19 protein-coding genes are annotated in these 16,418 nt (G+C 60.4%); 4 read left to right on the forward strand and 15 right to left on the reverse strand.

Annotated features, from left to right (window positions below):
- Window positions 1-64 precede the first annotated feature (64 nt).
- The 3 genes from dgt to AADA15_RS11905 all read right to left on the reverse strand — a co-directional run bounded on the left by dgt (window position 65) and on the right by AADA15_RS11905 (window position 3,220).
- Complete coding sequence (dgt, locus tag AADA15_RS11895) at window positions 65-1,417, reverse strand: dGTP triphosphohydrolase (protein ID WP_437343194.1); 1,353 nt, start codon at window positions 1,415-1,417, stop codon at window positions 65-67.
- 76 nt (window positions 1,418-1,493) lie between these two features.
- Window positions 1,494-2,393, reverse strand: a complete 900-nt coding sequence (locus tag AADA15_RS11900; RefSeq protein ID WP_341641771.1) for a cation diffusion facilitator family transporter — start codon at window positions 2,391-2,393, stop codon at window positions 1,494-1,496.
- A 59-nt stretch (window positions 2,394-2,452) separates the two neighbouring features.
- Window positions 2,453-3,220: a sulfite exporter TauE/SafE family protein gene (locus tag AADA15_RS11905; RefSeq protein ID WP_341641772.1), complete on the reverse strand. Its 768-nt coding sequence runs from the start codon at window positions 3,218-3,220 to the stop codon at window positions 2,453-2,455.
- A 144-nt stretch (window positions 3,221-3,364) separates the two neighbouring features.
- Between AADA15_RS11905 and AADA15_RS11910 the strand changes: the two genes are divergently transcribed.
- From AADA15_RS11910 to AADA15_RS11920, 3 genes are all read left to right on the forward strand, one after another.
- Window positions 3,365-5,050, forward strand: a complete 1,686-nt coding sequence (locus AADA15_RS11910) for an acyl-CoA dehydrogenase family protein (protein ID WP_341641773.1) — start codon at window positions 3,365-3,367, stop codon at window positions 5,048-5,050.
- Between the two features lie 148 nt (window positions 5,051-5,198).
- Window positions 5,199-5,897, forward strand: coding sequence for an SGNH/GDSL hydrolase family protein (locus AADA15_RS11915; RefSeq protein ID WP_341641774.1), 699 nt, complete (start codon window positions 5,199-5,201; stop codon window positions 5,895-5,897).
- A 6-nt stretch (window positions 5,898-5,903) separates the two neighbouring features.
- Entirely contained in the window at window positions 5,904-6,326 is a 423-nt protein-coding gene (locus AADA15_RS11920; protein WP_341641775.1) for an META domain-containing protein, read from the forward strand.
- Here the strand turns inward: AADA15_RS11920 and recO are convergent.
- The 12 genes from recO to folK form a co-directional block, all read right to left on the reverse strand.
- A complete protein-coding gene (gene recO, locus AADA15_RS11925; RefSeq protein WP_341641776.1) occupies window positions 6,310-7,035 on the reverse strand; it encodes a DNA repair protein RecO in 726 nt (241 codons plus the stop codon). The two genes, AADA15_RS11920 and recO, sit on opposite strands and share 17 nt — an antisense overlap.
- Window positions 7,036-7,038: 3 nt before the next feature.
- The gene (locus AADA15_RS11930) at window positions 7,039-7,368 is read right to left on the reverse strand and encodes a DUF1491 family protein (RefSeq protein ID WP_341641777.1); all 330 of its coding nucleotides are present in this window, start codon (window positions 7,366-7,368) and stop codon (window positions 7,039-7,041) included.
- Window positions 7,365-8,273 carry a GTPase Era gene (gene era, locus AADA15_RS11935; protein ID WP_341641778.1) on the reverse strand — a complete coding sequence of 303 codons (909 nt, stop codon included), beginning with the start codon at window positions 8,271-8,273 and terminating at the stop codon, window positions 7,365-7,367. The genes AADA15_RS11930 and era overlap by 4 nt, the downstream gene beginning before the upstream one ends.
- Window positions 8,270-8,956, reverse strand: coding sequence for a ribonuclease III (rnc, locus tag AADA15_RS11940; RefSeq protein ID WP_341641779.1), 687 nt, complete (start codon window positions 8,954-8,956; stop codon window positions 8,270-8,272). The genes era and rnc overlap by 4 nt, the downstream gene beginning before the upstream one ends.
- Entirely contained in the window at window positions 8,953-9,789 is an 837-nt protein-coding gene (lepB, locus tag AADA15_RS11945) for a signal peptidase I (RefSeq protein ID WP_341641780.1), read from the reverse strand. The genes rnc and lepB overlap by 4 nt, the downstream gene beginning before the upstream one ends.
- 60 nt (window positions 9,790-9,849) lie before the next feature.
- A complete protein-coding gene (gene acpS / locus AADA15_RS11950; RefSeq protein ID WP_341641781.1) occupies window positions 9,850-10,281 on the reverse strand; it encodes a holo-ACP synthase in 432 nt (143 codons plus the stop codon).
- 99 nt (window positions 10,282-10,380) lie between these two features.
- Window positions 10,381-10,842, reverse strand: coding sequence for a hypothetical protein (locus tag AADA15_RS11955; protein ID WP_341641782.1), 462 nt, complete (start codon window positions 10,840-10,842; stop codon window positions 10,381-10,383).
- A 4-nt stretch (window positions 10,843-10,846) separates the two neighbouring features.
- Window positions 10,847-11,608 carry a pyridoxine 5'-phosphate synthase gene (locus tag AADA15_RS11960; protein WP_341641783.1) on the reverse strand — a complete coding sequence of 254 codons (762 nt, stop codon included), beginning with the start codon at window positions 11,606-11,608 and terminating at the stop codon, window positions 10,847-10,849.
- Window positions 11,609-11,708: 100 nt separating this feature from the next.
- Window positions 11,709-12,431, reverse strand: a complete 723-nt coding sequence (locus AADA15_RS11965; RefSeq protein WP_341641784.1) for a DUF2062 domain-containing protein — start codon at window positions 12,429-12,431, stop codon at window positions 11,709-11,711.
- A gap of 33 nt (window positions 12,432-12,464) precedes the next feature.
- Window positions 12,465-14,609, reverse strand: a complete 2,145-nt coding sequence (locus AADA15_RS11970; protein WP_341641785.1) for a RelA/SpoT family protein — start codon at window positions 14,607-14,609, stop codon at window positions 12,465-12,467.
- Between the two features lie 38 nt (window positions 14,610-14,647).
- Window positions 14,648-15,001, reverse strand: a complete 354-nt coding sequence (gene rpoZ, locus AADA15_RS11975; protein ID WP_341641786.1) for a DNA-directed RNA polymerase subunit omega — start codon at window positions 14,999-15,001, stop codon at window positions 14,648-14,650.
- Window positions 15,002-15,091: 90 nt separating this feature from the next.
- Window positions 15,092-15,664, reverse strand: a complete 573-nt coding sequence (gene folK, locus AADA15_RS11980) for a 2-amino-4-hydroxy-6-hydroxymethyldihydropteridine diphosphokinase (protein WP_341641787.1) — start codon at window positions 15,662-15,664, stop codon at window positions 15,092-15,094.
- A 136-nt stretch (window positions 15,665-15,800) separates the two neighbouring features.
- Between folK and AADA15_RS11985 the strand changes: the two genes are divergently transcribed.
- Window positions 15,801-16,373 (forward strand): LabA-like NYN domain-containing protein, encoded by a 573-nt coding sequence (locus AADA15_RS11985; protein WP_341641788.1) that lies wholly within the window; start codon window positions 15,801-15,803, stop codon window positions 16,371-16,373.
- Window positions 16,374-16,418 lie beyond the last annotated feature (45 nt).

Genomic DNA, 16,418 nt, shown 5'->3' on the forward strand with positions numbered 1-16,418 from the left:
GACGTCAGAAACAGAAAACCCCGGCCATGTGCCGGGGTTTTTCATTGATCCGATCCGGTATGGTTCAACCGGCTGGAATACGCCCTTCGACCATGTCACGCACCTTGACCGCATAGCGGTCTGTCATGCCCGAGACGAAATCGGCAAGCGAGTGCAGCGCCGTGTAGTCATCCTGGACGCCGCGCAGGTCCAGATCCACGGCCCGGATCAGTTTGACCCAGTGGGAATTCTCCTCTTCCAGCTTGGCCTGATTCCACTGGCAGTCTTTCAAGTCCTCGAACAACATATAAAAGTGGTCGAGAATACTATGCAGGATCTGGCGCCCGGAAACTTCAAGTTCAGTTTTCCGACGCGCAACGAAAATCCGAGTGTTCGCCAAGTCCTCCAGCTTCTGGAACCCATCAGCCTTAGATGAAGCCCCAACAAGATCGCTGTTGAACTCGCCCATCATGATAGCATCATAATTGTTCATGAAGGCTTCAACGGCACCTGCAATTGCCCCGGTTATCGCAACCGCTCTGAGCGCACCGATTCGCTCTCGCGCTGGAATTGTTGGCATGTAGTTGGCCTTACCCGCGATTCCTTCAAGAGCTTCGACAACCTCCAGAACCTGAAGGTCACCCATAGTTGCAGCATCTTCTGTATCCAGAATGCGGTAGCAGATATCGTCCGCTGCCTCGACGAGAAAGGCGAGCGGATGGCGGCGACACCAGCCTTGGCTTTCGCGGATCAAGCCCAAAGCGTCGGCGATTTCCTCAAACAGCGGCGCATCCGATGCAAATACACCGAATTTTTTCAAGCCTACGTAAGGAATCTCATCCTCCACCTTCATCTCGTCATGCATTTCACGGGTACAGGGATACTTCATAAAAGCACCGAGAGTGGCATAGCTTAGGCGAAGGCCACCATCTTGCTGACCGTATTCCAACCTGCCCACAATCCTGAGACCCTGGGCATTCCCCTCGAATTTGCGAAACTCATTTCTCTGGCTTTCAGGAATTGCCTCAAATAGCCCGCCGCTACCTTTAAAGTGCTTAGAGAACCAACTGCCGATTGTGTCTTCCCCCGAATGTCCGAAAGGTGGGTTGCCAATATCATGCATTAGACATGCGGCTTGGATATGACCGGATAATCTGCTGATTTGCTCATCCGATATCCTCTTCTTGTCCTCAAGCGCAGCGCCAACCCCCGCGCCCAGCGACCGCCCAACACTGACCGTTTCCATGCTATGGATCATCCGGTGATGCACGTGGTCATGATCGTGCAGCGGATGAACCTGGGTTTTCTGGGCCAGACGGCGGAAGGGCTCGGAAAACAGGATCCGGTCATGATCCTGCAAATAGGCGGGGCGGCCCGGCTTTTCCTCGAAATCCGGTCGACACAGACGCCCCGGGTTCAACAACTTTCCCCATTCCATAATCATGCAGCATTCTCCATCCGCTTCTCCCCCGTAGGGCGAGTTAAAGGACAACCAAACGGGAAATGCAATTGCCTCAGCGCGGGGAAATGCCGGTATCCTCGAGCTTGTATTCTGGCTCCACGTGGATATTGACATTCGCTTCGGGCAATTTGGCGCGGATCGCATCCTCGACCCGGTCGCAGATGTCATGCGCGGCGCGCACCGTCATCATCCCCGCAACCACCATGTGAAACTCCACGAACAGAGCCTTGCCCGCCCGGCGGGTCTTGAGCCCATGCACCTGCAGCGCCCCTTCGGCCGAGCGGTGAATGATCTCTTCGATCTCTTCACGCTCTTCGCTCGGGGCGGCGGAATCCATCAGACCGTTCACGGAGGCGGTCACAACGCCAAAGCCCTCACGAAGAATGTTGATCGCTACGATCAGCGCCAAAGCGGGGTCGAGCCAGCTCCACCCGGACCATAGCGCCAGCCCAAGGCCGACCAGCACCCCTACCGAGGTCCAGACATCGCTCATCAGATGCCGCCCGCCTGCCACCAGCGCCGGAGATTTGAGCGCGCCGCCGCGCCCGATCAGAAGCCGCGCCCACAGCAGGTTCACCACCATGGCGATCGCATTGACCCACAGCCCCGCAAAACCCCATTCTGCAGGCGCCATCGGGCTCAACAAGGCATAGATGGCCTGTTCGAGGATCAGAAAGGCCGCGATGATGATCATGATCCCCTCGGCCACCGCCGAAAAGTATTCGGCCTTGTGGTGGCCAAAGGGGTGACCTGCGTCCGCCGGGCGGCTGGCATAGCGCACCGCCATCCAGGCCAGAAAGGCTCCGCCAACGTTGACGAGGGATTCCAGGGCGTCTGAAAACAGCGCAATCGAGCCCGTCAGCCACCAGGCAACCAGCTTCAGCCCCAGAACAACGAAGGAAATCACGATGGATCCAAGGGCCAGTTGATCTGCACTCAGGCGGCTACCCATATCGATACTGTCCCTGTGTGCTGACTTTGCCCCGATTTCACCCAGTCGCTGGGCGACTGTCACAGCATCAAGGCACGGCGCAGCAAATTCAAGCCCGCGACCAGAAGAACGATCAATGTCACACGGCGAAAGGCCACCTGATCGATACGGTCATGCAGACGCCCGCCGATCCACATGCCCAGAACCGCGGGCAGGATCAGTGCGACCGAGAACGGCGCGGTTTCTGCGCGCATCACGCCCGAAGCGATATGGCCGAACAACAGCGCAACGGCCCCCATGCCGTAGATCACCCCCTGCACGCGGATCTGCTCGCTCTTTTCGGTGCCGAGCGCGGTCAGATAGGCCACCGTGGGCGGCCCCCAGATCCCCGACATTCCGCCAATGAGCCCGGCAAAGCCGCCCACCAGCGCTTCGGACCGGCGGGTGGGTTTCGAAAGGGTCAGTTGCCTGCCCATCAGCTGCGTCAGTGCGAACAGCGACACCGGGACGCCGATGATCAGCAACATGACATCCTGTGGCAGGACCCGCACCAGCTGCGCGCTGGTCAAGAGGAAGACCAGTCCCACAAGCAGGAACAGGCGGAACCGCTTCATCGATTGCAGCGCGGCCCCAAGGCCCTGACGCAGGGCCTGCATCCCGTTGGTGACCAGCGTCGGCAATATCAGCCCGGCCAGCGCCAGTTCCGGCGACATGAACATGCTGAGGCCCGATATGAGAATCATCGGCATGGCAAAACCGACCAGCCCTTTGACCGTCCCGGCAACAAGGGCAACGGCAAAGGCGGCGGCCAGATCTTCAGGCGTGAATGCGGAAAAAAGGCTTGTCATACCTCTTCATAGCGATACCTCCATATCGCTGCACGGGCAAAATAAAGACGAAATATTTGGTCCAAATGCCGCATCGCGGCGTATTTTTATTGCGCTGCAACTGCGAAATGATTACCACCAAGCGACCGAAGAAGGATGTGATTCATGGCCCATGACGGACAAGACTTGCAAATGAAGCCGATTGTACTCCCCCAGTTGCTGACATTGACCGCAGCGACCATTGCCCCGCTTGACCAGCTTCTGGACGCTGCCAAAAGCGCAGTACGCGAGCTGGTGACCGCTGAAGGCCGCGTATCGGGCGCGCTGGTGGAACAGCACCAGACCGCAGCCCACGGGCTGTCGTGGCTGGCCACCTATGTCTACAGCCTGCGCCAGATGCAGAACTGGGCCACCCGCATGGATGGCGAAGGCAAGTTCAATGAATTGGAGCAGCTGATCCACCAGATCGCCTTTGGAGAATACCTGGCGCAGATCCGTGGCGGCATCCAGATGAACCAGGGTGAGATCATCCGCCTGCAGGATCTGGGTCTTGATGCCAGCGCCGAAGAGGCAATGAACACTGCCGAGGTCATGACGCTGGTCCGGGACGGCAACTCCAACGCCGCCCGTACCCGACTGGTCGAGCTGATGCAGGAACAGGCCGGTTCGGTCATGTTCGGCGCCTCTGGCCTTGATGAAGAGCTGGAGATGATCCGCGACCAGTTCCGCCGCTATGCGCTGGAAAAAGTCGAACCCTTTGCCCACGAATGGCACCTCAAGGATGAGCTGATCCCGATCGAGATCATCGAGGAACTGGCCGAAATGGGCGTCTTCGGCCTGACCATCCCCGAGGAATTTGGCGGCTTTGGCCTGTCCAAGGCGTCGATGTGCGTGGTCTCAGAAGAACTGTCGCGCGGCTATATCGGTGTCGGCAGCCTTGGCACCCGCTCGGAAATCGCGGCGGAGCTGATCATTGCCGGCGGCACGGATGAGCAAAAAGCGAACTGGCTGCCCAAGATCGCCAGCGCCGAAATCCTACCCACCGCAGTCTTTACCGAGCCGAACACAGGTTCCGACCTTGGTTCCCTTCGCACCCGCGCAGTGAAGAACGCCGATGGCGATTATGAGATCACCGGCAACAAGACCTGGATCACCCATGCGGCCCGCACCCATGTGATGACCCTCTTGGCGCGCACCAATCCCGACACCACCGATCACCGCGGCCTGTCGATGTTCCTGGCCGAAAAGATCCCCGGCACCGACGAAAACCCCTTCCCCACCGAAGGCATGACCGGCGGCGAGATCGAGGTGCTGGGCTATCGCGGCATGAAGGAATACGAGCTGGGCTTTGACGGGTTCAAGGTCAAAGGCGAGAACCTTTTGGGCGGTGAAGAAGGCAAGGGCTTCAAGCAGCTGATGGAGACCTTTGAATCTGCCCGCATCCAGACCGCAGCCCGCGCCATTGGCGTCGCGCAGTCGGCGCTCGATATCGCCATGCAGTATGCCCAGGACCGCAAGCAGTTCGGCAAATCGCTGATCAACTTCCCGCGCGTGTCGTCCAAGCTGGCGATGATGGCGGTAGAGATCATGGTCGCGCGCCAGCTGACCTATTTCTCGGCCTGGGAAAAGGACAACGGCCACCGCTGCGACCTTGAGGCCGGCATGGCCAAGCTTCTGGGCGCCCGCGTCGCCTGGGCTGCCGCCGACAACGGTTTGCAGATCCACGGCGGCAACGGCTTTGCGCTGGAGTACAAGATCTCCCGCGTGCTCTGCGATGCCCGGATCCTGAACATCTTCGAAGGGGCCGCCGAAATTCAGGCCCAGGTGATTGCACGTCGCCTGCTGGCCTGACGGCCCCCTCACAACGATCACTCCCCGGGGACATCCCCGACTGGCCCGGCCTTTGTGCCGGGCTTCTTTTTTGCTGTGCTGCGCCGTTGGGGAGGAGGCGGTGCAATTTCCCGTTTCCCTTCAACCTATGCGGCGGTACACCTTTGACATGATTGTACTGTTGCGCCCGGTTCTGATCCTCTTGACCACCCTGCTGCCCCTTGTCGGCTGCGGAGAGGCGCCCGCGCGCAAACCGGACGCCCGCATTCTGGTCATGGGGGATTCCATGCTGGCGTGGAACGGCGGCACCGGGCAGGCCGTCTCTGACGCCATGGAAAGCGCGCTGAAAGAGCCCGTCGTGGACCGCTCGGTCATTGCTGCCCGGATGATCTATCCCCTGCCCCTGACTGGCGCTGCTGGTCTGAACATACCCAAACAGTTTCGCCCGGGAGACTGGGACTGGATCGTGGTGAACGGCGGTGGCAATGATCTGTGGCTCGGCTGTGGCTGTATCGCCTGCACCCGCAAACTGGACCGGCTGGCGGCAAAGGATGCCAGCGATGGCGCGATCCCCGATCTGATCGCGCAACTGCGCGCCACCGGCGCCCGCGTGATCTATACCGGCTATCTGCGCAGTCCGGGCCGTGGCTCTCCCATTGATCACTGCAAAAAGGACGGACAAGAGCTGGATCGCCGGGTTGCATTGCTCGCTGAGGAAAACGAAGGCGTGTTCTTCCTGTCACTGGACGGCCTGGTACCCCACGGCGATCTGTCTTTTCACGCCATTGACCGGATCCACCCGTCGATCAAGGGCAGCGCAGCCATCGGCGCAAGAATCGCAACCCTCATCGAACAAGAAGGAAGCTGAACGACAATGCTCCAGACCCTGTTTCAAGCCTTTCGCAAGCGCGGCGTGCTTACAGCTGCAGCCATGATCCCGCTTGCAGCCTGTGCAGGGGATGAAACGCTCTCCGCCTATGGCGCGGCTGGAAAGACATGGGTGCTGAGCCAGATGAATGGCAAAACCTATGTTGCTACGGCAACCCTTGAATTCCCCAAGCCCGGCCAAATCGCAGGTCAGGGACCCTGCAATGCCTATCGCGCCGAGCTGTCAGCGCCATATCCATGGTTTGAAGCCAAGAACCTTTCCGCCACCCGCGCGGTCTGCCCCGATTTGCTGGAGGAAACACGCTATCTTGAAGCACTTCAAAGCATGACCGAAGCCGAGGTCGCAGGCGATGTTCTGATCCTGCGAAACGAGGCGGGTGGCGAGTTGCTATTCAATGCAGACGGCTGATCAGGTCCAAAAGCCGTCCGCGTGCCTCTGGCAGAGGGCGATTGCCCAGCGAGGGCGCCAGGTGATGTTCCAGGAAATGCCCTGTGGTGCCCAAGGCCAGGGAGATCTCACTGTTTGCGGCCTCTCCCTGCCCCAGCAGCACCGGTGGCAGCGGCAGCAGGCGATCCGCCCATTCCCCCGCGCCAGCCTTTGACACCGCGCGCCCGGTTTTGGGGGAAACATAGGTCAGCCCCTCTTGCGTGCCCGTCACGGCGCAGGCGGTCAGATCCAGACCGAATCCCATCTCCTCAAGCAGAGCAACCTCCCAGTGGAGATAGGCGAGCGGCCAAAGCTCCTCTTGCTCCAACAGATCCAAAAGCTGTTCTGTGCGCGCGTAAAGAGCGGGATAGGCCGCGCGTTCCGGCAGGCAAAAGGACAACAGCGCCGTCACCGCATTCAGGCCCGCCAGCGCCAACCGACCCGACAGGGCCGCCGCCGCGCGGCTGCGCAGAGGTTCGGCCTGATAGCTGCCAAGGTGTTCCTCCAGCCGCGCCCGCCAGGTCAGATCCAGCTGTGCGCCCGGTTGCAGGATCGGCGCCATGCGCCGCCCGGCCCCGCCGCGCACCACACCCGCGTGGCGGCCATGGCTTTCGGTGAAAACATCAATAATGGCCGCGCTTTCCCCGTGGCGGCGCAGGCTCAGCAAGATGCCGTGATCGCGCCAGTCCATCGCCTACTCCAGCCCCGGCTCGTCCAGCAAATGCCGGCCCTGCCGGTCCTCGACCTCTATTACCCAGAGGTCGGGATCGAACCCGCGCTGCTTGGTGATGGCGGTGTCCACATCCATCTCTGCCCCGGCCGCCAGAGAGATCCATTTGCGGTCCCCGCTCATCAGATCGTAGGAGCGGTGAAAGGCCTCGGCCTGACCATCCAACGTGTTCAGCTTGACCAGAACCGCGCCCGCAGTGTCGTCGCCATGGGCGGTCACGAAGGCCGGGATCTCCTGAAACCTCAGTCGGGCCAGATAGGCATCGACCCAGAAACGGGCCGTCAGGCGGCTCATGCGTTTCCGTCTTTGAAGTCGAGCCCCATTTCCGAGTAGCGCTCCGCCTCTTCCAGCCAGTTGGGCCGCACCTTCACCTGCAGGAACAGGTGGACCTTGCGGTCCAGGAACTCTTCCAGCTCGGCGCGGGCGGCCTGGCTGACGGCCTTGATCGTTTCGCCGCGCTTGCCCAGTACGATGCCCTTATGGCCGTCGCGGACCACGTAAATCACCTGGTCGATCTTAGCTGATCCATCCTTGCGCTCTTCCCAATTCTCGGTCTCGACGGTCAGCTGATAGGGCAGCTCCTGATGCAGACGCAGGGTCAGCTTCTCGCGGGTCATTTCCGCCGCGATCATGCGCATCGGCAAATCTGCGATCTGATCTTCGGGGTACAGCCACGGCCCCTCGGGCACCTGTTCGGCCAGCCAGTGGCGTAAATCCTCGACGCCGTGGCCGCGCTCGGCAGAAATCAGGAAGGTCTCGGCAAACGGGTAGGCGTCGTTCAGTTTCTTGGTAAGGCCAAGAAGATCCTCGGCCTGAACCTTGTCGATCTTGTTGATTGCCAAAGCCACCTTGCGGCCCTGTCCGATATCGCCCAATCCTTCGAGGATCCGCTCCACGCCTTCGGTTACGCCCCGGTGCGCCTCAATCAGCAGCACGACCACATCCGCATCGGCAGCCCCGCCCCAGGCGGCAGCGACCATGGCGCGGTCCAGGCGCCGACGGGGTTTGAAAAGACCCGGTGTGTCGACAAAAACAAGCTGGCTCTCGCCCTCCATCGCCACGCCGCGAATGCGGGCGCGGGTGGTCTGCACCTTGTGGGTGACGATCGAGACCTTGGCCCCCACCATACGGTTCAGAAGGGTGGATTTGCCTGCGTTCGGCTCTCCGATCAGGGCAATGAACCCGGCGCGTGTGGTCATTTGTCTTGCTCCAATCGTGTCAAAAGGGCCTTGGCTGCGGCCTGTTCGGCCTGACGTTTGGACCCGGCAGAGGCCTGTTCTTCTGTGCCATCCTCGAGCCGCACCGCAATGGTGAAAATCGGCTGATGATCCGGCCCTTCGCGGGCAACCTGTACATAGGATGGCGGCGTCTGCCGACGAGCCTGCACGTATTCCTGCAACGCCGTCTTGGGATCGCGGGCATCCTCTTCGACGGCGCCGACCCGGTCACCCCACAGCCGCAGGATCATCGCCTGCGCGGCCTCGAACCCGGCATCCTTGTAGACAGCGGCGATCACCGCCTCCATCGCGTCTCCAAGCAGGGCCAGCTTGCGCCGACCGCCCGACATCATCTCGGACCTACCCAGTTTCAGCACCGCGCCGAGATCGATCTCCCGCGCGACATCGGCGCAGGCTTCCTTGCGCACAAGCGCGTTGAAACGCGGCGCAAGCTGGCCTTCGGTCGCCATCTTGTCATGCTCCAGAAGAGCCGTCGCCATCACAAGACCCAGCACCCGGTCGCCCAGAAACTCCAGCCGCTGATTGTCCTGCCGGGTCGCAGAAGAGACCGACGCATGTGTCAGCGCGCGCACCAAAAGGTCAGGCCGGGCGAAGGTATGGCCGATCCGCGCCTCGAGGGCGCGCATATCCTTTGACAGCTTCACTCGATCCCCTTGAAGAAACGATCACTGCGCCAGGTCCAGAAAAACAGCATCGACCGGCCAGCAGAAGAGAACATGATACGGTCCGCGCGACCAATGAGGTTTTCATAGGGGACGAAACCGACGCCACCGGCAGACTGCGGCAGTCGGCTGTCGCTCGAGTTGTCGCGGTTGTCCCCCATGAAGAAGTAGTGACCGTCGGGGACCTGGTAAACGCCGGTGTGATCCATGCCCTGATTGGCGATATTGAGGACGACATGCTCGGTGCCGCCCGGCAGGGTTTCGATCTGGCGCGTTTTCTTGCAGGTCGCGCCTTGTCCAACCGGAGCATTTTCGCAGCGCGGATAGGATCCCATGGGGCCCTGACGCTCCATTACCTCTTCGAATTCGCCCGCATCCTTCAGGGCCACGGCGGTGCCATTGATATGCAGGACGCCGTTTTTCACCTGGATGCGATCCCCCGGCAGCCCGACCAGACGCTTGATAAAGTCGGTGCCTGTCACCGGGTGACGGAAGACCACCACATCGCCGCGCTCGGGCTCGCTGCCCAGAATACGGCTGTTGTCGCCATCCAGAAAACCGCAGATGTCACCGGCATCGATGTAGATCCCCACAAAGCCGAGCCGAACGCTGGGGCAGGACGCGTAGGAATAGCCGTAAGCCATCTTGTTCACGAAAAGGAAATCGCCAATCAGCAGCGTCTCTTTCATCGAGCCGGACGGAATCCAGAACGGCTGAAAGAAGAGCGTGCGAAAGACGCCCGCGATCAGCAGGGCATAGACAATGGTCTTGATCGTCTCAAGGATCGAATGTCCGGCATGGTGTTTGGCCGTCATCGGGCTCTCCGGTGTAATAGAGTTGGGTCGGGGGCTACATGCGGGCCGACAGAGCCTAAGTCAAGCTTCGCCGCTGGTTTCGGAGCCACGGTCGGCAATGGGTCGCGCCTCGATCAGAACCATGGCCTGCGCCCAGGGGTGATCGTCGGTCAGGGTCACGTGGATGAAGGCTTCGTGACCCGGAGGGGTCATTTTCGCCAGCCGTTCGGCCGCCCAGCCGGTCACATGCATCACCGGCTGGCCCGTCCGCAGATTGCTGACCGACATGTCCTTCCAGGCGATTCCCATGCGAAGGCCGGTGCCCAGCGCCTTGGAGCAGGCCTCTTTGGCGGCCCAGCGTTTGGCATAGGTGCCTGCCACATCGCGGCGGCGTTCCGATTTTCGCTGCTCTACCTCGGTGAAAACCCGGTTTCGAAACCGGTCGCCAAAGCGATCCAGCGTGCGCTGGATCCGTTCGATATTGGCAAGATCGGTGCCGATGCCAAGGATCATCGTCTTCCCTTTCCGTTCGGATCGCAGCTCATGCATCCCGACATGGCAGCCTCCGCTCAACGCAGCAAGGGGCGCCAAAGGCCCCTGTCGGGCTAGGCCTTATTCCACTGTGACCTGCCCCGTGGCTTGATTGATTGTCACCACCACAGCACTCAGGCTGTCCAGATCCACCCTCCCGGTATCGGGATCGAACTGGCCGACAGGTACCACCAAAGAAAGGCCGCGCGCCGGATCATAACTGGACCGGGTCTTTGGCAGGAAAATCTCGTAGTACCCCATGCCTTGCCCAAAGGACATGACATTGCAGGCTTGTCCGTACTCGGGGTCTGGCGAAAGGATCAGGAGATGACGGGAGCAGCAGACCGGCTCTCCGCCCGTGTCCAGCAGGGCAATGCGGATTGCACCGTTGGCGTATGTCCGGCTGTTCTGTTCCCATGGCGAGACCAGATTTGCGGCCGACGCTACCCAGTCACAGGGTTCAAGGCTTTGAGCCGAAGCCGGGGCGGAGGCGAATACAGCCAAACAGCCCAGCGCGGCAAGAAGCGAAGATGGTGCGCCCATTCCGCTACACCTGCCGTGCCGCGTCCATCAGTCGACGCATTTCCGCGATGGCGGCAGGCAGGCCGACAAACATGGCCTCTCCCATCAGGAAATGGCCGATGTTCAGCTCCTTTACCTGCGGCAAGGCGGCAATCGGGCCTACGCTGTCATAGGTCAGGCCATGACCCACATGGACCTCCAGACCCAGTTCATCGGCATAGGCGGCCATCTCGGTGAGTTTGGCAAGCTCCGCATCGCGCACATCCCAGCGCCCTTCGGCCCAGGCATCGGCATAGGCACCTGCGTGCAGTTCGATCACAGGGGCGCCGATGCGATGGCTGGCCTCCACCTGTGCCTTGTCGGCAGCAATGAACATGGAAACCCGACTGCCTGCCGCGCTGAGCGGCGCAATGTATTTGGCCAGGGCATTGTCATTCCCGGCCACGTCAAGACCGCCCTCGGTGGTGCGCTCCTCGCGCCTTTCGGGAACAAGGCAGACCGCGTGGGGCTTGTGGTGTAGAGCGATGGACTGCATCTCCTCTGTTGCCGCCATCTCGAAATTGAGCGGCGCACGCAGGACCTTCATTATGCCGTCGATGTCACTGTCGATAATGTGACGACGGTCTTCGCGCAGATGCGCGGTGATCCCATCGGCACCTGCGTTCTGTGCCAGAAGGGCGGCGCGTACCGGGTCCGGATTGTCGCCACCACGGGCGTTGCGCACAGTGGCCACGTGGTCAATGTTCACTCCCAGCCGCAGCCGGTTTTCTGCCTTGTTCACAGTCATGATCCCTGATCCTGAAAGGATTGTCCTGCGCCAGAGACTAGACGGGCAGGCCGCAGGAGCAACCCCGATTTCGCGCGCTCACGGCGCAAATCCAACTGGCCTAGTCCGCCCGCCTTTTGACACGCGCGCCCAGAGAGGATTTGAGGCTGGTCTTCAGGCCCTTTTTGACAGGCATCTGCTGAACATCGGTGCCTTCCAACGCGGCGCGGCGCTTGATCTCTTCAAATTTGGCCTTGATCTTGGCCCGCCGCCTTTGCTGGTAGGCCCTGATCAGAGGAAGGCTGATCAAATAGCAGACCGTCGCCGTCAGCGCGCCCGGAATCAGGCCACCGACCATGTAGGGATAGAAAACCTCGTCATAAAACAGGTGCAGCCCGTGCCAGTCGGCTGGCTGGTCACTGTAAAGAGCGAACAGATTGTCCTTGAGATCGTCGCCGGCGGCAAGAAATTTGCCAACGAGGGATTTATCCACCTCCTGGTCAAATTCGGTCCCGAGCAACCAGTGCCCGGTCTGAAGCGACACGACTCCGATCGGCACATAAGTGAGAGGATTGCCAAAAAAGGTCGAGCTGAGCGCCGCCAGAATATTGCCATTCATCAGCCGCGCGATGATCGCGGCCACCACGAAGTGCATACCGTAAAACGGTGTGAAGGTAGTGAAAACGCCAGCCCAGACACCGCGTGCAATGCGTTCAGGGGAATCGGGCAACCTGCGGACGCGATGCTTGACGTAGTGAAAGGCGCGGGTCCAACCGCCACGCGGCCAGAAAAAATCCGCAACCGCACGTAGGGGCGGACGTCTGTCCCGGCGCCTGAATACCAACGGTCTGCGTCCTTCCCAGTTCCAGCCGAACCACTATCCCGGAATCGTGCGTTTCATCGGCTGTTCCCGGAACCGCACCACTTCGGCGACATGACTTTCCGCCTCCAGTGTCAACAATAGGGAATGCAGCTGTTCCACATCCCGCAGTTCAACATTGATCATAAGCCGGTAAAAGTCCGGTTTCCTGTCAACAAATTCCAGGTCCGAAATATTGGCCTTCTTTTCACCAATCAATGTGCAAATTCGCCCCAACACTCCTGCATCATTTCCGATGATCATCTCAAGTGTGGTGCTGTAAACCGCAGGGTGCGTTCCGCTGTGCCAATGAACGTCGACCCAGCGCTCCGGCTGATCCTCATATTCCCCCAGGCGATCACAATCGGCTGCATGAACAACGACGCCCTGCCCCCGGAAGGTAATCCCGATGATCCGCTCTCCGGGAAGCGGCTGACAGCAGGGGGCACGCTCGAAGCTTTGGCCCGGCTCCAGGCCGATCACCGCCCGGCGCATGGAAATTTCCTCGGCCTCGTGGGCGGTCAGGTCCGGATAGACTGCTTGCACGACATCATGCGCGACGATCTCGGCTGCGCCGAGGCGCGCCAACAGCTCGTCCACGGAGCTGACGCGCAAGGCCCGGGCCGCGGTTTCCAGCGCCTTGTCCGTCGCCTTGCGGTTCACATGCTCAAAGGCCGAGCGCGCCAATTCGTGCCCCAGCTTTACGAATCTTGCCCGGTCCGCCTCCCGCAGGGAGCGGCGAATGGCGGTGCGGGCCTTGCCGGTGGTGGCGATCTCCAGCCAGCTGACCTGCGGTGTCTGACCCTCGGCGGTGATCACCTCGACCGACTGGCCGTTGCGCAGGCGCGACCAAAGCGGCACCCGGATTCCGTCCACCTTGGCGCCCACGCAGGCGTGACCGATACGGGTATGGATTGCATAGGCAAAATCGATCGGCGTTGCGCCCTTGGGCAGCTTGATCACATCGCCTTTGGGTGTGAAGCAGAAGACCTGATCGGAATACATCTCCAGTTTGACCGCTTCGAGGAATTCGTCGTGATCCTCCTCGGCATCGAACTGTTCCGTGAGCGAAGAGATCCATTTCGCCGGATCCACCGCAAAGGGGTTTTCCGAGCGCACCCCGTCCCGGTAAGACCAATGCGCCGCAACACCGGTTTCGGCCACGTCATGCATCTGGCGGGTGCGGATCTGCACCTCGACGCGCTTGCCGTCCCGCCCCGAAACGGTGGTGTGGATTGAACGATAGCCGTTGGACTTGGGCTGGCTGATGTAGTCCTTGAACCGTCCAGGCACCGCGCGCCAGCGCTGGTGAATGGCGCCCAGTGCCCGGTAGCTGTCTTCTTCGGACTGGGTGATCACGCGAAATCCGTAGATGTCGGAGAGACGTGAAAATCCCTGATCCTTGGCCTGCATCTTGCGCCAGATCGAATAGGGCTTCTTGGCGCGACCAAAGACTTCGGCCTCGATCCCGGCCTTGTCGAGTTCCGCACGCATGTCGCCTGTGATCCGGTGTATCACATCGCCGGTTTCCCGCTGCAACGTGACAAAGCGGCGGATAATCGACTGGCGCCCTTCGGGATTGAGCACGCGAAAGGCCAGATCTTCCAGTTCTTCGCGCATCCACTGCATACCCATGCGGCCCGCCAAGGGTGCATAGATGTCCATGGTTTCACGCGCCTTCTGAGCCTGTTTTTCCGGGCGCATCGCCTTGATCGTGCGCATGTTGTGCAAGCGGTCGGCCAGCTTCACCAGGATAACCCGCAGGTCCTTGGACATGGCCATGAACAGCTTGCGGAAATTCTCGGCCTGCTTTGTTTCCCGGCTGGAAAGCTGCAGATTGGTCAGCTTGGTGACGCCATCTACCAGCATCGCCACCTCATCGCCGAACCGGCGGGCGACCTCCTCGTAGGAGGCCTTGGTATCTTCAATGGTGTCGTGCAGAAGCGCGGTGATGATGGTCGCATCATCCAGCCGCTGCTCTGTCAGGATCGCCGCGACCGCGACCGGATGCGAAAAATAGGGCTCCCCCGAGTGGCGGAACTGCCCTTCGTGCATTTCCCTGCCGAACTCATAAGCTGCGGCAATGCGGTCAGCGTTTGTCTTGGGGTTGTAGTTGCGGACCAGAGCAATCAGGTCTCCGGCGGAAATTTCGGGAGATGTCATATCCGATCCGCAGCCTCAGGTAGTGATATGTGCGATGCTCAGCCCTGCCCCTGGGCCTCCATCAGTGCACGCAGCAGTTTCTCCTCGGACATGTCGTCCTCGGTGGGTTTGTCGTTCTCGGCACCCATCAGAAGTGCCATCTGGTCTTCTTCGGGCTCGTCGACTTCGATCTGGGTCTGGTTGCTCTCGATCAGGCGTTCACGAAGCTCATCCGCACTTTGGGTTTCTTCGGCGATCTCGCGCAGGGACACGACGGGGTTCTTGTCGTTGTCGCGATCAACAGTGATCGGCGAGCCTGCCGAAATCTCACGGGCACGATGGGCAGCCAGCATCACCAGTTCAAAGCGGTTGGGCACCTTGTCTACACAGTCTTCAACCGTCACGCGGGCCATGGGCGACTCTCCATCATCTATGCGGGTCCAGAAGGGAGACTTCTAAGCCGATATGTTTTTGTTGACAAGCGCAGAAAAGGTCGCCTGAGGTCAATAAATCGGGATTACGGCGTCGATTTCGGCTTTTGGCAGCGCATCGCGCAGGTCTTTGGCCGATTTCAGCAGCACAGGATGACTCCAATCGGGCGCGATATCGCACAAAGGGACCAGAACAAAGGCCCGATCCTGAAGGCGCGGATGCGGCAGAATCAACTCCTCCGGCGCCCGCTGCATCTGAGCGTCCAGCGGCAAGCTGCGCCAACGATCGTATTCACCGGGGTTCGGCAGAACCCTTCCGGCGTAGTCGACCAGATCCAGATCCAGAGTTCGCATACCCCAGCGCTGCTCCCTTTGGCGGGCATGCCGGGCTTCGATTCCATGCAGCTCTTGCAACAGGTCTTCAGGTGACAGGCCCGTTTCAACGTGAACCACTGCGTTCACATAGTCCGGACCGGTCCCCGCCGGGAAACAGGGCGTGCTGTAGAATCGGGAAACCGCGCGCAGCCGACACTGTCCGCCGGCAAGGTCGGCAACCGCAGCAGCCAGCGTGTGCTGCGGCAGCAGGTCGCAGAATTTGAGGTTTCCGCCCAGTGCGATATACGCATTTGACCGGGTTTCGGTCATTTTGGCGCCATTTCAGATGATCCTTTTACTTGCAGCAGGTGCCAAATAACATACATTATGTCCACCCGTTTCGCCCTTTATTAGCATTCACTCACGGTACATCTGGCGATGCGGGCATATCGGAAGGACTGTTTTTATGTTTTACAAAGACGAACGGCTTGCGCTGTTCATCGATGGTTCGAACCTGTACGCGGCCGCAAAGGCACTGGGATTCGACATCGATTACAAGCTCTTGCGGCAGGAGTTCATGCGCCGCGGAAAGCTGTTGCGCGCCTTTTATTACACGGCCCTCTTGGAAAACGACGAGTATTCACCGATCCGCCCCCTGGTGGACTGGCTGCACTACAACGGCTTCACCATGGTGACAAAGCCAGCCAAGGAATACACGGACAGCATGGGGCGCCGTAAGGTCAAAGGCAACATGGACATCGAACTGACCGTCGACGCCATGGAATTGGCACCGCGTGTGGATCATATCGTGCTCTTTTCCGGGGATGGGGATTTCCGGCCATTGATCGCGAGCCTGCAGCGCCAGGGTGTCAGGGTCTCGGTGGTCTCCACCATTCGCAGCCAGCCACCGATGATCTCGGACGAGCTGCGCCGCCAGGCAGACAATTTCATCGAGCTGGAAGAGCTGAAAGACGTCATCGGACGTCCTCCGCGCGACTATCCTGCGGAGCAACGCTCACCCGTTGCGGCCCAATCGTAACGTTACCGGTTCAGCTCGCGGGATTGATGGACAGAAAAGGCACCC

Origin of the sequence: Phycobacter sedimenti (genome assembly GCF_038148855.1) — a bacterium.
In the GTDB taxonomy this organism is placed as follows: domain Bacteria; phylum Pseudomonadota; class Alphaproteobacteria; order Rhodobacterales; family Rhodobacteraceae; genus Phycobacter; species Phycobacter sedimenti.

What these genes read in the sequence shown, in the direction of transcription:
- dgt (WP_437343194.1), bottom strand. Translation starts at nt 1,417, where the DNA reads ATGGAATGGGGAAAGTTGTTGAACCCGGGGCGTCTGTGTCGACCGGAT.
- AADA15_RS11900 (WP_341641771.1), bottom strand. Translation starts at nt 2,393, where the DNA reads ATGGGTAGCCGCCTGAGTGCAGATCAACTGGCCCTTGGATCCATCGTG.
- AADA15_RS11905 (WP_341641772.1), bottom strand. Translation starts at nt 3,220, where the DNA reads ATGACAAGCCTTTTTTCCGCATTCACGCCTGAAGATCTGGCCGCCGCC.
- AADA15_RS11910 (WP_341641773.1), top strand. Translation starts at nt 3,365, where the DNA reads ATGGCCCATGACGGACAAGACTTGCAAATGAAGCCGATTGTACTCCCC.
- AADA15_RS11915 (WP_341641774.1), top strand. Translation starts at nt 5,199, where the DNA reads ATGATTGTACTGTTGCGCCCGGTTCTGATCCTCTTGACCACCCTGCTG.
- AADA15_RS11920 (WP_341641775.1), top strand. Translation starts at nt 5,904, where the DNA reads ATGCTCCAGACCCTGTTTCAAGCCTTTCGCAAGCGCGGCGTGCTTACA.
- recO (WP_341641776.1), bottom strand. Translation starts at nt 7,035, where the DNA reads ATGGACTGGCGCGATCACGGCATCTTGCTGAGCCTGCGCCGCCACGGG.
- AADA15_RS11930 (WP_341641777.1), bottom strand. Translation starts at nt 7,368, where the DNA reads ATGAGCCGCCTGACGGCCCGTTTCTGGGTCGATGCCTATCTGGCCCGA.
- era (WP_341641778.1), bottom strand. Translation starts at nt 8,273, where the DNA reads ATGACCACACGCGCCGGGTTCATTGCCCTGATCGGAGAGCCGAACGCA.
- lepB (WP_341641780.1), bottom strand. Translation starts at nt 9,789, where the DNA reads ATGACGGCCAAACACCATGCCGGACATTCGATCCTTGAGACGATCAAG.
- acpS (WP_341641781.1), bottom strand. Translation starts at nt 10,281, where the DNA reads ATGATCCTTGGCATCGGCACCGATCTTGCCAATATCGAACGGATCCAG.
- AADA15_RS11955 (WP_341641782.1), bottom strand. Translation starts at nt 10,842, where the DNA reads ATGGGCGCACCATCTTCGCTTCTTGCCGCGCTGGGCTGTTTGGCTGTA.
- AADA15_RS11960 (WP_341641783.1), bottom strand. Translation starts at nt 11,608, where the DNA reads ATGACTGTGAACAAGGCAGAAAACCGGCTGCGGCTGGGAGTGAACATT.
- AADA15_RS11970 (WP_341641785.1), bottom strand. Translation starts at nt 14,609, where the DNA reads ATGACATCTCCCGAAATTTCCGCCGGAGACCTGATTGCTCTGGTCCGC.
- rpoZ (WP_341641786.1), bottom strand. Translation starts at nt 15,001, where the DNA reads ATGGCCCGCGTGACGGTTGAAGACTGTGTAGACAAGGTGCCCAACCGC.
- folK (WP_341641787.1), bottom strand. Translation starts at nt 15,664, where the DNA reads ATGACCGAAACCCGGTCAAATGCGTATATCGCACTGGGCGGAAACCTC.
- AADA15_RS11985 (WP_341641788.1), top strand. Translation starts at nt 15,801, where the DNA reads ATGTTTTACAAAGACGAACGGCTTGCGCTGTTCATCGATGGTTCGAAC.